At 50.4% G+C, this 12,820-nt stretch carries 9 protein-coding genes and 1 rRNA gene; 9 read left to right on the top strand and 1 reads right to left on the bottom strand.

Annotated features, from left to right (window positions below):
* The first annotated feature begins 191 nt into the window (after nt 1–191).
* Complete coding sequence (locus tag DX130_RS24220; RefSeq protein WP_116049760.1) at nt 192–419, top strand: hypothetical protein; 228 nt, start codon at nt 192–194, stop codon at nt 417–419.
* Between the two features lie 63 nt (nt 420–482).
* Here DX130_RS24220 and DX130_RS24225 read toward each other — a convergent pair whose 3' ends face one another.
* Nucleotides 483–1,451: a sugar phosphate isomerase/epimerase family protein gene (locus tag DX130_RS24225; RefSeq protein WP_116049762.1), complete on the bottom strand. Its 969-nt coding sequence runs from the start codon at nt 1,449–1,451 to the stop codon at nt 483–485.
* A gap of 273 nt (nt 1,452–1,724) precedes the next feature.
* On the opposite strand from DX130_RS24225, the gene DX130_RS24230 reads away from it, so the two are divergent.
* From DX130_RS24230 to DX130_RS24265, 8 genes are all read left to right on the top strand, one after another.
* Nucleotides 1,725–4,241, top strand: coding sequence for a U32 family peptidase (locus tag DX130_RS24230; protein WP_116049763.1), 2,517 nt, complete (start codon nt 1,725–1,727; stop codon nt 4,239–4,241).
* 180 nt (nt 4,242–4,421) lie between these two features.
* Nucleotides 4,422–5,006 carry an RNA polymerase sigma factor gene (locus DX130_RS24235; protein ID WP_116049765.1) on the top strand — a complete coding sequence of 195 codons (585 nt, stop codon included), beginning with the start codon at nt 4,422–4,424 and terminating at the stop codon, nt 5,004–5,006.
* Nucleotides 4,984–5,322, top strand: a complete 339-nt coding sequence (locus DX130_RS24240; protein WP_116049767.1) for a hypothetical protein — start codon at nt 4,984–4,986, stop codon at nt 5,320–5,322. The genes DX130_RS24235 and DX130_RS24240 overlap by 23 nt, the downstream gene beginning before the upstream one ends.
* Complete coding sequence (locus DX130_RS24245) at nt 5,322–6,806, top strand: carboxypeptidase-like regulatory domain-containing protein (protein ID WP_116049768.1); 1,485 nt, start codon at nt 5,322–5,324, stop codon at nt 6,804–6,806. The genes DX130_RS24240 and DX130_RS24245 overlap by 1 nt, the downstream gene beginning before the upstream one ends.
* 128 nt (nt 6,807–6,934) lie before the next feature.
* Nucleotides 6,935–7,636, top strand: a complete 702-nt coding sequence (gene pcrB / locus DX130_RS24250; protein ID WP_116049770.1) for a heptaprenylglyceryl phosphate synthase — start codon at nt 6,935–6,937, stop codon at nt 7,634–7,636.
* A 238-nt stretch (nt 7,637–7,874) separates the two neighbouring features.
* A complete protein-coding gene (gene pcrA / locus DX130_RS24255) occupies nt 7,875–10,211 on the top strand; it encodes a DNA helicase PcrA (protein ID WP_116049802.1) in 2,337 nt (778 codons plus the stop codon).
* 94 nt (nt 10,212–10,305) lie between these two features.
* The gene (gene ligA, locus DX130_RS24260) at nt 10,306–12,306 is read left to right on the top strand and encodes an NAD-dependent DNA ligase LigA (protein ID WP_116049803.1); all 2,001 of its coding nucleotides are present in this window, start codon (nt 10,306–10,308) and stop codon (nt 12,304–12,306) included.
* A gap of 390 nt (nt 12,307–12,696) precedes the next feature.
* Nucleotides 12,697–12,820 (top strand): 16S ribosomal RNA (locus DX130_RS24265); the annotation flags it as partial.

The raw sequence follows: 12,820 nt of genomic DNA on the forward strand, positions 1-12,820 counted from the left end.
AGATAGAGGAACAGATGGACATTTTATAAAAGCAGGAAACCTTGATTGATGATGTAAGGATATAAAAAGGTACATAAGCCAGTAAAATCGTGACAAACTTGTTACGAATATAGATTCAGACTTGCATCGGGAGCGTCAAGAGGCTAACATAGATTAATATTAGGTTACGTGTGACTAAAGGAGGTCCCCTTATGTTTCTGGCGGAAGAAGCAGTAGAAGCTGTCAAAGGAATCGAACCGTTCGATTACTTTATGCTGGCCTTTACAGTAATCATTGCAATCGGTTTCGTGCGTCTGTTGATGGCACGCCCGAGAAAGAACGTGTTCGCTATCGGCTTCACGGCTGCAGCACTCGGATTGTTTCTGTTTATTGACTACGTGATGATTTTCAAGATTGGTCTGTACCGCGTTATCGGTTAAGCAGGACAGAATAACAGAAAGCACCGCCGGATTGCTCCGGCGGTGCTTTCTGTTTTGAAGAACTTACAACCACCACAGGTCGCCAACCGGTTCGCGGATCAGCACTTGCTGCAGGTTTTGAACGGCTTTGGTGAAGCCTTCGTCGATAGACATGAGACCATCTTCATGCTCGATGCTGACGACATAGTCGTAACCAACGAGGCGGAGAGCGCTGATGATATCCGCCCATACCTTCAGGTCGTGACCGAATCCTACTGTACGGAACTGCCATGCACGGTCGAGCATGAGTGAGTAGGATTGCATGTCGGTAACGCCATGACGATTCACATTGATTGGATCGATGGTTGTGTCTTTAGCGTGGAAGTGATGGATCGCATTCTCGCGGCCCAGAATTTGAACCGCTTGTACCGGATCAATGCCTTGCCACCACATATGGCTTGGGTCAAGGTTGGCGCCGATGGCATCCCCAGCTGCTTCGCGCAAGCGAAGCAATGTGCCCGGGCTATGCACGGAGAAGCCGCCATGAAGCTCGAGACCGATTTTGACACCGGCATTCGTCGCGATCGATCCAATCTCAGACCAATATGGAATAACTTTTTTCTCCCATTGCCATGCCAGGATTTCCTGGAATTCGTTCGGCCACGGAGCGACCGGCCAGTTCGGATATTTGGCATCCTCGTGATCTCCCGGGCAGCCGGAGAACGTGTTGACGACACCAACCTCAAGACGGTTGGCCAGCTCGATCGTTTTGCGAATCAGCTCATCATGCTCCTTGGCGAGCGCCTTCTGCGGATGAAGCGGATTGCCGTGACAGCTCAGTGCGCTGATCATCAGTCCGCGCGATTCTACCGCATGTTTAAACGCTTTCAGCTTGCCTGCATCTGCAAGCAGCGTGTCAGGATCGCAATGGGCATTGCCTGGATATCCGCCTGTCCCGATTTCGACAGCTTCGAGTCCCTTGGAAGCGATATAGTCTAGCGCATCATCCAAAGACCGTCCCGAAAACAGTACACTAAATACGCCTAATTTCATGAATGATTATCCTCCTAAATCCATATGAATGGATCAAATTCAAAGTCAGGTATAGTATAGCATTTCCCATTGTGCAAGAGATGTGTGCAACATCATATTTGACAAAATAGCATAATAACTGGGCAAAAGCGATGTCAGCAATGAGCTGGCAGCAATGTGTTGTGGAATCAAATGGCGCTGTTTGTTAAAATAGTAGAAGCAAAAGGCAATACTTATAGAAGAAAGATGGAGCGCAAGTAGAGATAATCTTGCGATGAGAGGAATCGAAAATAGATGATAACAAGATCGGATATAGAACTTCTGGCTCCCGCCGGCGATTGGGATTGTATGCGAGCGGCTGTGGCCAATGGCGCAGACGCGATTTTTTTTGGTGTAGAGAAATTTAATGCGAGAGCGCGGGCGAACAACTTCCGTTCCGAAGAATTGCCGGAAATTATGTCCTTCCTTCATACGTATGGAGTGAAGGGGTTTCTGACGTTCAATATTCTCGTATTCGAGGATGAGCTTCGGGATGCGCAGAGGTTGATTGAGATGTGTATCGACGCGGGCGTAGACGCCGTCATCGTCCAGGATCTTGGACTGGTGAAGCTGATTCGCGAGCTGTCCCCGGACTTCCCCATTCACGGCTCCACCCAGATGACGATTACATCGCCGGAGGCTGTAGAGTTCACGAAGCCGTTCGATATGGAGCGTGTCGTGCTGGGACGGGAAAACAATTTGAAGCAAATCCGCACGATCGGCGAGCAAGCGAAGCTTCCTATGGAAGTATTCGTACACGGTGCACTTTGCGTATCGTATTCCGGACAATGTTTGACATCGGAGATGTGGGGCGGACGTTCCGCGAACCGCGGCGAATGTGCGCAGGCCTGTCGGTTGCCCTATGACCTGATGATAGATGGCGAGCATAAGCCGATGGGCGATGTGGCTTATCTGCTGTCTCCGAAGGATCTGGCGGCGATTGATCTTGTACCAGAGCTGATTGAGGCGGGTGTAACCTCCTTTAAAATTGAAGGACGACTGAAAAGTCCTGAATATGTAGCGAATGTCGTAAGCAAGTATCGTGCGGAGATTGACAAATATTTTGACGGAGATCGTTCCAAGCCGTCGAAGGAAGACGTACGAGAGCTTCAGCAGAGCTTCTCCCGCGGCTTTACGCATGGCTTCCTGGGTGGAACGAACAATAAGGAGCTTGTGGAAGGAACGTTTCCGAAGAGTCGCGGCGTCTATCTGGGCAAAGTAGAGCGCGTCATGCGCGACGCGGTTACGATTCGACTAGATGCGCCGGCCAAGCGCGGTGACGGCATCGTATTCGATGCGGGCGACCCGACGAAGAAGGAAGAGGGCGGACGGATCTACGACTTGCGCCGTCAAGGTGTCAAGCTGGAAGGCGAAGCGCCTGAAGGGGCCTTGATCGAGATTGTGCCTGGTCGCAATGATGTCGACTTGCGGAAAGTCCATGTAGGCGATCGCGTATGGAAGACTAGCGATCCCGCGCTGGACAAGCGTCTTCGAGCAACCTTTGAGACCGAGAAGCCGTATCGCGTATTTCCGCTTCATGTCCGTGTGACAGGAACGGTCGGCGAACCGCTTCATACCGTATGGACGGATGTGCAGAAGGGAACGACAGTAGAGGTTGTTTCTGAGATGCCGCTGGAAGTGGCGCAGAAGCGTCCCATGGATGCGGCTCTTCTGGAAGATCAGCTTGGACGCCTGGGCGGAACGGTCTATCAGCTTGATTCGCTTGAGGTTGGACTGCAAGGCGACTCCATCGTGCCGATTCGTGAGTTGAACCGAATTCGTCGTGAGGCAGTGGAATTGCTGGCAGGAGAGCGGCCAAAGCCGCCAAAATATATAAAGCATGAGGTAGATGCTTTCTCTGACGCGCATCTGAATAGTCAGGAGCATCTGGTAGCGTCCCGCAATGGAAAGAATGTACAACTAACGGCGCTATGCCGCAGCTTGGAACAGGTAGAAGCAGCGATTCGCGCAGGTGTGTCTTATATTTATGCCGACTTCGAATTTATTAAGCAATTCCCTGCGGCAGTAGAAGCGGCGCGTAAGGCGGGTACTCCGATAGCGCTGGCGACACCTCGTATTCATATGCCTCGCGAGAATGGATACCATGCCAATATTCTGAAGCTGCAGCCGGATGCGGTGCTGGTTCGGAATACAGGTGCGCTATATTATTATTTGCGTGAACGTGCGATGAACCCGGACAAGCCGTTCCCTAAGCTGATCGGTGACTTCTCGCTGAACGTGGCCAATCATAAAGCGGTCAAATTGTTTGCAGAGGCAGGTCTTGACCTGATCACGCCATCTTACGACTTGAATATTCAGCAGATGGTCGATCTGCTGGAGCGTTCGGATACGTCTATGCTGGAGGTGGTTATCCATCAGCATTTGCCTATGTTCCATATGGAGCATTGCGTCTACTGTACATTCATGAGTGAAGGTACGGATTATACAAACTGCGGAAGACCTTGCGAAGAGCATCGGGCGTCCCTGCAGGATCGTATTGGCATGTCTCACCCTATTCGTGTGGATGAAGGCTGCCGCAACACGGTATACAATGCGGTTGAACAATCAGGTGCGGAATATATCCGCAATTTCGTAGGCCTTGGCGTATCGCACTTCCGTGTCGAGTTTCTTGAAGAATCCGGCGACAAAGTGACTGAGGTATTGGCTCTGTACCGCGATGCATTGGATGGACGAATTAGCGGTACGCAAGTATGGCGCAGCCTGAAAGCGACGAATCAGCTTGGTGTAACGCGCGGACAATTGGTGAAGTAGCAAGGATAAAGAGGGCCTTCCGAGATGATGGAAGGCTTCTTTTTTATATTTATGCAACCTGACGGCATGCTCCATGCATCGTATAGAGTAGAGAGGGTGCTTGGAAATATTCACCTCTATCGAACGTTGAATCACTATAATGGATTGCCATATGGCATGGTCGGTTAGGCAGGTGACAGGATGGACGAGGAGCGGCAGCGGATCGAACAACTGAAGAGCGGCGACGAGACCGCATTGGCATGGCTGATGGAGCGCTATGGCAGCGATGTGCTCCGTACGGCTGCGTTGCTGCTAAAGGATCGTTATTGGGCCGAGGATGTAAGTCAGGAAACCTTTCTGACGGCATTCCGGAAGGCTTATCAATATCGGGGGGACGGAACGCTTCGGGGCTGGCTTCTTCGAATTGCCATTAATTTGTGCCGAAGCAAAATGCGGCTTGCGTCCTGGCGACGGTTGTTTTTGAGAGAGAGCGTGGATGTGGATCAGGGTTTGGATGGAAATGCGGCTTGGCCGGACAGTCTGGAGCCTGGATCAGCAAGCTGGATGAACAGGATGACGCTACGCGAAGAGATTGGAAGAATGCCGCTGATTTATCGAGAAGTTATTGTTCTTTATTACTTTCATGAGATGTCTACCGCAGAGATCGCAGCTGTGCTGGAAGAGTCCGAGGGCACAGTGAAGAGCAAGCTCCATAGGGCGAGAAAACGGTTGAAACTGCAGTTGGAGGAAGGAGGCTGGGAATATGAATCAAGCTGGGGAGGATAGAAAAATACGGGATCAGCTTCGTGGAGAGCTGGAGTCGGTAGTCTTCCATGAAGAGATGCAAGCGGCCGTGCTGAGCCGTGCAGCTGAGCCAAAGCCTTCTTGGTGGAATCGGGAAGTCCGAATTCCGACGCCGTTCATTGCAGCTTTGCTGCTTCTGATCCTCGCCATTCCGGCGTACGGCTGGCAGCAAGCCCATTCCATGCAAACGGATATGGTTGCTAAAAACACCGGGAAGGACGCTTCGCAGGAGGAACGAATTATCGTATCGGCCGCAGGCGTATTTTACGCCTCGCAATTGGAAGGGGAGAATCGCTAATGCGGCTAAAAGTAAGAACATTGGCAGGAATGCTGGCCACACTGCTGCTGCTAGGGGTGATAGTTTATAGAGAACTTCCGTCCCTTTTGTACCATACAGGGTATTATCAAGCGCTATTGCAATGGTTTCCGAATGATGAAAATGCGAGACCTGCAATGAATCGTCTTGCGATGGATATGATTCAAAATTTGGAGGGAGGGGAGACGGATTACATCTTTATTAGGTCGTCCGGAGGCGCATCGTCCAGCGGACCTTCATCATCCAAAAGGCTGGCCTTCGAGCAGCGAACAGCCGCTATAGATAAGCTGGAGAAGTTGCTGACGCAATATGGGCATACGCAACAAACATCTAATGTCGCCTATAGACTCGCTTTGACGCATTTTTGGAGTGGCAATTGGAATCGGGCGGAGCAATTGTTGCGCGAGATTGATAGTCGCGGGGACGAGGGTTGGTTTAGTAGCGATGAACTTGAAAAGTATTTGGCTATTCTGGAATCCAGACATCATAGAGCGGGAGAGGAGGCGTCCCTGGAAGGCGTCGTCCGTATCGGAGACAAGGTTGTGCCGAATGCATTTGTATATGTTCAACGGGCCGATTTAACGACCTATTATTCCCCCCCGTTAACCTACTATCCGGCAACCATTACGGATGAGAATGGACAGTATCGCTTCTATAACTTAGAGCCCGGTGATTACCAAATAGGGGTTGGAGTGCGGAAGGAGCAGATAAGCGGATATTACATGACGGAATTGGAAGCCGAGAAGACGGTCGTGGGTGGCGCCGCTACTGCGGTTCAGAACGTGCAGTTTGTGCCGCAAGTCATTGCGATATCTCCAGCGCGCAAAGAGATAATTCAAGGTGATGAACTTCGGCTTCAATGGCAGCCCTATGAAGGGGCGGCTTATTACATGCTTAATATTAGCTCGATTCACAGGGATCGGATCGGCAAATACTCAGGGGCTACGACAACCTCCATATCGGAAGATCGATTTACCGGTTATGAAGCTGTATTCTCTATCCGTGAACTAAATCGAGACAATAATATGATCGGAAAAAGTTACGGGCAAAATCGGGAAGTTACGTTAAATACAGCCGGGTTGCTTGGAATGCTCTACCCGGGCGGCGAGTTTGCCTGGTCGGTAGATGCATACGATGAGCATGACCGCAAGCTGTCTAGCTCGGCTGGTTATTTCCTGCATGAGGATGCTGTTACGCCAATCTTTCGAGTAGCGGAAGCTGATATCCAGAAAGGGGATCGGCTTGTTATGGAGGCTCGCTATGAAGAAGCGATCGAAGCATACAAGCGAGAAGGAGACAATGATCACGCGCTTCGCATATTGGCGAGGTTGGCGGATCAAGGCATCGGGGCAGAAGATGGAGATCAAAGAGAAGCGCTGTCCTATATGGAACGCATTCAAGATCCATGGGACTCGGATCATACCTTTATGGATTGGCTCCGCGAACGCATTTCGAAGCAGAAGTAAGTTTGACAGACGTCATGCCCTGTCTTAGCATAGAGGAATATAGCTGCAGCGACTGTGCAGACGTTCATACGATGGACAATAGCGAATTGCGGCATTCCGATAGAATAAGAAGCGAGGCGTACTTATAGATGAGGGAAGAGTGGTTTGGGAAGTGGCGGCATGCCTTTAAGCTGGATCCGGACAAGGAATTGTCAGATGAAGCGCTGGATGCCTTATGCACCTCTGGTACGGATGTCATTATTATAGGCGGCTCCAGTGGTGTAACCTTTGAGAATACGGTGGATCTAATGTCCCGTGTTCGTCGCTATGAGTTGGATTGTGTGCTTGAGGTGTCCACCATGGACGGAGCGGTCCCGGGATTTGACGGGTATTTTGTTCCCCTTGTGCTCAATACGCAGCGGTCGGAATGGATTATCGGCAAGCAAATTGAAGGCTTGCAGGAGTACGGCACTTTTATCCCATGGGAAGAGACTGCTGCACAAGGATATATCATTCTGAATGAAGCTGCCACTGCAGCCAAGCTAACGGGTGCCAAGACCGATCTCCAAAGAGATGAGCTGGTTGCCCATATCCGCATGGCTGTGCAATTGATGAGACTTCCTGTCATATATATAGAATACAGCGGAAGATTCGGCGATATGGAGATGCTGCGCAGCGCTAGAGGGGTATCCGGCGATGCAAGGCTTTTCTACGGTGGCGGAATCGATTCTGCCCAAAAAGCGAAACAGGCAGCAGAGTGGGCGCATACGATCGTGGTCGGGAATGTCATTTATACAGATTTGGCTGCTGCGCTGTCAACGGTTGTTGCGGTAGACAGTCTGCAAAGCTAAAGACGAGTGGGAGTCCTCTCCAATCTCAGCCTCTAATAGTAGGGCAGCATGAACCGAATACCCTGAAGCAAGGATCACTTGCTGCGGGGTTTCGGTTTTTTTGTTGCAAAAGAAGTGCGTGCGGTCAGCCGAATTTCCAGCGATAATCAGAAAGCTCAAATTGACACGAATGGGGTCCTTGTCTAAACTGAAATAAGGCGAACAAATGGCGAACAAAGGAGTTAGAAGCATGTTCAATATGTTCAATAAAATCGGGATCGATGAAGCGGTACAGAGACTTAATCCGCCACAGCGCGAAGCCGTACAGGCAACGGACGGTCCCTTGCTCATTATGGCGGGAGCGGGAAGCGGCAAGACCCGTGTGCTTACGCACCGTATTGCTTATTTAATTGAGAAGAAGCGGGTAGCACCGTGGAGCATTCTGGCGATTACATTTACCAATAAAGCATCAAGAGAAATGCAAGACCGGGTCAGCTCGCTTGTCGGGCCATCCGGCAGAGATATCTGGGTGTCCACCTTCCACTCTATGTGCGTGCGTATTCTACGAAAGGATATCGACCGCATCGGATTCACCTCCAATTTCTCTATCTTGGACTCATCGGATCAATTGTCCGTTATCCGGAATTGCATGAAGGATCAGAATATCGATACGAAAAAAATTGAACCCAAAGCGGTTCAAGCTTCGATAAGCGGAGCCAAAAACGAACTGATCACCCCTAAGCGATATGAAGAGAAGGTCGGCGATTATTTCGAAGGCATCGTGTCCAAGGTGTATACGATGTATCAGAAGCGTCTGAAGAGCAACAACTCACTCGATTTCGATGATTTAATTATGAAGACGATCCAGCTGTTCAAAGAGATGCCGGAAGTATTGGAGTTCTATCAGAACAAATTCCGATACATTCACGTGGACGAATATCAGGATACGAACCGTGCGCAGTATATGCTATGCAATATGCTGGCGGACAAGCATCACAATATTTGCGTAGTCGGCGACAGCGACCAGTCTATCTATCGTTGGCGTGGGGCGGATATCACCAATATTTTAAACTTTGAGGGTGATTATCCTGAAGCTCGTTCGATTATGCTGGAACAGAATTATCGTTCAACTTCTAATATTTTGGATGCGGCCAACGCGGTTATTAAGCGCAATACAGGACGCAAGCCGAAGAAGCTATGGACAGATCAAGGGCCTGGCGATCGGATTGCCTTGTATCAGGCTGATTCGGAACATGATGAGGGTTATTATGTAACGGGCGAGATTCGTAAAAATATAGGCAAAGGACGTCGATTCTCCGATCATGCCATCTTGTATCGTACCAATGCGCAATCACGGGTAATCGAGGAAATTTTAATAAAATCGGATATTCCTTATCAGATCGTGGGCGGCGTCAAGTTCTATGATCGTAAGGAAATTAAGGATTTGCTAGCATATTTGAGGCTGATCTCCAATCCGGATGACGATATTAGTTTGACACGCATTATTAATGTGCCGAAGCGGGGCATTGGCGATACGACGGTCGGCAAGCTGGCTGACGAGGCGGGTCGCCGAGGAACTTCGATCTATCAAGTGCTTGCAGACATGGGTGATCTGGATGTGAACGGCCGGACGCGCACGCTGCTGGGCGAGTTCTATGGACTGATCTACAATTTGACGGCGATGGTCGATTATTTGACGGTAACCGAATTAACAGAGAAGGTATTGGAGCTGTCCCAATATCGTATAGAGCTTCAGCGCGAGAATACGCTTGAATCCAAAGCCCGGGTAGAGAATATCGACGAGTTCCTGTCGGTAACGATGGATTTTGAGCAGCGGAATGAGGACAAATCGCTCGTAGCCTTCTTGACCGATCTAGCGTTGATCGCTGACATTGATTCCATGAACAAGGATGAAGAGGGGGAAGATAAGGCCAGCGATGCGGTTGTCCTGATGACGATGCATAGTGCCAAGGGTCTTGAGTTTCCGATGGTATTTATTATTGGTATGGAGGAGTCTGTCTTCCCGCACAGCCGTGCTCTCGCCGACAATGAGGAGTTGGAGGAGGAGCGGCGTCTTGCTTATGTAGGCATCACACGTGCCGAACAAAAGCTCTATCTGACATGCGCGCGGATGCGTACGCTGTTCGGCCGGACAGGAATGAACATGCCATCGCGCTTCCTTGAAGAAATACCGGAGGATGTAAGGGAAGGCGTATCCACCAGCATTGGCGGCAGTGGCTACGCGCGTTCCGGAGGCGGAAGAATCGGGACGGGAGCACCATCCCCTTCCAGCGCTCAGCGCGGTCCAGGGTTCGGAGCGGGAAGCAACCGGGCGTCAGGAGCCGGCGTACGTGTAAGTACGCCGCTGGATGCTGCCCGAAGCGGCAAGTCTGTTTCTGCTGCAGGTGCATCAGCAGCAGCATCGTCACCATCGGGTTTTGCCGCAGGCGATCGTGTCGCGCATGGCAAATGGGGCGAGGGAACCGTTGTGTCCGTGAAGGGAGCGGGCAATGATATGGAGCTGCAGATTGCATTCCCTGCGCCTGTTGGCATCAAACGTCTGCTCGCTGCTTTTGCCCCGTTGACGAAATTGTAGGGTTTCGATTGCCGGCAAGAGGAATGAAGCACGGTGACGTTGAACATAATCGAGTATGAGGATCTATGAAGGAGGCTTGCAAGTGAACGCAGGCATGGAACGGATGAAGGAGCTTGTCGCTCTTATTACGGAGCACAACTATTACTATTATACGCTGGACGAACCTCGGCTGAACGATGCGGATTATGACAAGCTTTACGATGAGCTGATTGCGCTGGAGGAGTCTCTCGGAGAGACGTTGCCGGAATCTCCTACGCTGCGTGTGGGCGGGGATTTGCTCAAGGGCTTCGAGCCGCATCGTCATAGAGCACGTCTATGGAGTCTCGATAAAGCACAAAATCAGGAGGATCTGCTAGCCTGGAACGCCCGAGTGCTGCGGGCCATTGCAGATTATAACGTCAAAAACCCGGATCAGGAGCCGTTGCCGCAGCCAAGCTATGTCATCGAATTGAAGTTCGATGGCCTTACGCTGAACCTGACCTACGAGAACGGTGAGCTTATTCAGGCGTCTACTCGCGGGAATGGCACGATTGGTGAGGGAATACTTCCGCAAGTGCGTACGATTCGTTCCGTTCCGCTGACGATCCCGTTCACTGATGGCCTTATTGAAGTGCAAGGCGAAGGCATCATGGGACTGTCTGTCCTTGCCAAATATAACGAGACAGCTGCCGATCCGCTCAAGAACGCACGCAATGCGGCGGCTGGGGCTCTTCGCAACTTGAATCCCGCCGTTACGGCCGAGCGCAAGCTGGATGCTTTTATCTATAATATTGGCTACGCTGAAGATGTATCGTTTAGGGACCATAGGGAGATGCAGCAATTTCTGAAGGATAACCGTTTTAAGGTGAACCCTTATGTGAAGTATTCGGATACTATTGAAGAAGTGGCTGCTGAGTTAATCGAAATTGCGGGGCGAAGGGACTTCTTTGATTTTCTGATCGACGGTGCCGTCGTGAAGCTGACGGATATGCGGACGCGGGAGGCGCTTGGCTATACGGACAAATTCCCGCGTTGGGCGGTTGCGTTCAAATTCGAGGCAGAAGAAGCCTCCACCGTGCTGGAGTCTGTCTCTTGGGAAGTAGGCCGTACAGGCAAGATAACGCCAGTCGCTCGTGTGGAGGCTGTTGATCTGGCCGGTGTTACGGTGCAGAACTGTACACTGAACAATATTGGAGATATTGAACGGAAAAACTTAAAGCACGCGCTGGGCACACTGGTTACGATTCGCCGTTCTAACGATGTTATACCTGAAATATTAGGCAAAGCAGATGAAGAACCTGGAGTAGAAATCCAATTCCCTGTTGCCTGTCCTTCTTGCGGTACTGAGCTAGAGCAAAGAGGGGCGCATTTGTTCTGCAACAACAAGCTGGGCTGCAGACCGCAAATTATTGGGAGAATCACACATTTTGCTTCCCGGGATGCAATGGATATCGAATCGTTCAGTATTATGACGGCCGAGCAACTTTATTCTGATTGCGAGGTCAGGGACCCAGCCGATTTATATGTGCTGATCTTTGATGATCTGATCAAGCTGGATCGATTCGGGGAGAAGAAAGCACAGAAGCTGCTTGATGCGCTGGAGAAGTCGAAGGAACGTGAGCTGGCTGCCTTCCTTTTCGCTCTGGGTATTCCGAATACGGGCAAAGCGACGACAAAAATGCTGGCGGACCACTACCGTGATCTGGACGCAGTCATGAAGGCAACTGCAGAGGAGCTAGTCTCACTCCCTGATATAGGTGGAATTGTTGCGGACAGTATTGTAGGGTTTTTCACAGATCCTATAATGATTAATAGTATAGAGCGGATGAGAGCAGCCGGTGTAAAGGCGGAAGCGGAGAAACTGACTGAAGTTCGGACGGACAGTATATTCAGCGGTAAAACGGTCGTGCTGACGGGAACTCTACCTACGATGACGCGTGATGAAGCGGCGAAAAAGCTTGAAGCGCAAGGGGCAAAAATATCGGGCAGCGTGTCGAAGAAAACGGATTTCGTTGTTGCAGGCGACAGTGCGGGCAGCAAGCTGACCAAAGCGCGCGATCTGGGAGTCACCGTCATTGATGACGAGGCAGAGCTGCGGCGACTGCTTGGTGAATAAGAGATAACCTATGAGTTTGTATAGCCGGTTCCTTTCTATATGATACTGATTCCTGCCAGCAAGGCAGGGTTGGTCCTGTAGGGAGGCCGGTTTTTTAATTACTTGTTAATTGTAAAAAACTACAAGTTGTATTCTGTTTTTCGATGTGGTATATTATTTCTTGTCGCTTCTGAGACATCGCATCAACCGAATGAGCCACAATAAAATGTGAAACAAACGCTTGACACGAAGAACGGAAGCTGATAACATAACATCTTGTCACGGCAAACGTGCGTGACGAAAGTTCCTTGAAAACTGAACAAATGGATCACGTCAAAATCCAAACAACAATACGATGGATTCCAATTGGAAGACATCTTAGCTAGTAACGAATTGAGCAAGTCAAACACTTTTATGGAGAGTTTGATCCTGGCTCAGGACGAACGCTGGCGGCGTGCCTAATACATGCAAGTCGAGCGGACTTGAAGAAGTGCTTGCACTTCTGATAGTTAGCGGCGGACGGGTGAGTAACACG

Origin of the sequence: Paenibacillus paeoniae (genome assembly GCF_003388735.1) — a bacterium.
Lineage (GTDB): Bacteria > Bacillota > Bacilli > Paenibacillales > Paenibacillaceae > Pristimantibacillus > Pristimantibacillus paeoniae.

Excerpts from the sequence above, each read along its gene's own strand:
- DX130_RS24220 (WP_116049760.1), top strand. The coding sequence starts at position 192 with ATGTTTCTGGCGGAAGAAGCAGTAGAAGCTGTCAAAGGAATCGAACCG.
- DX130_RS24225 (WP_116049762.1), bottom strand. The coding sequence starts at position 1,451 with ATGAAATTAGGCGTATTTAGTGTACTGTTTTCGGGACGGTCTTTGGAT.
- DX130_RS24230 (WP_116049763.1), top strand. The coding sequence starts at position 1,725 with ATGATAACAAGATCGGATATAGAACTTCTGGCTCCCGCCGGCGATTGG.
- DX130_RS24235 (WP_116049765.1), top strand. The coding sequence starts at position 4,422 with ATGGACGAGGAGCGGCAGCGGATCGAACAACTGAAGAGCGGCGACGAG.
- DX130_RS24240 (WP_116049767.1), top strand. The coding sequence starts at position 4,984 with ATGAATCAAGCTGGGGAGGATAGAAAAATACGGGATCAGCTTCGTGGA.
- DX130_RS24245 (WP_116049768.1), top strand. The coding sequence starts at position 5,322 with ATGCGGCTAAAAGTAAGAACATTGGCAGGAATGCTGGCCACACTGCTG.
- pcrB (WP_116049770.1), top strand. The coding sequence starts at position 6,935 with ATGAGGGAAGAGTGGTTTGGGAAGTGGCGGCATGCCTTTAAGCTGGAT.
- pcrA (WP_116049802.1), top strand. The coding sequence starts at position 7,875 with ATGTTCAATAAAATCGGGATCGATGAAGCGGTACAGAGACTTAATCCG.
- ligA (WP_116049803.1), top strand. The coding sequence starts at position 10,306 with ATGGAACGGATGAAGGAGCTTGTCGCTCTTATTACGGAGCACAACTAT.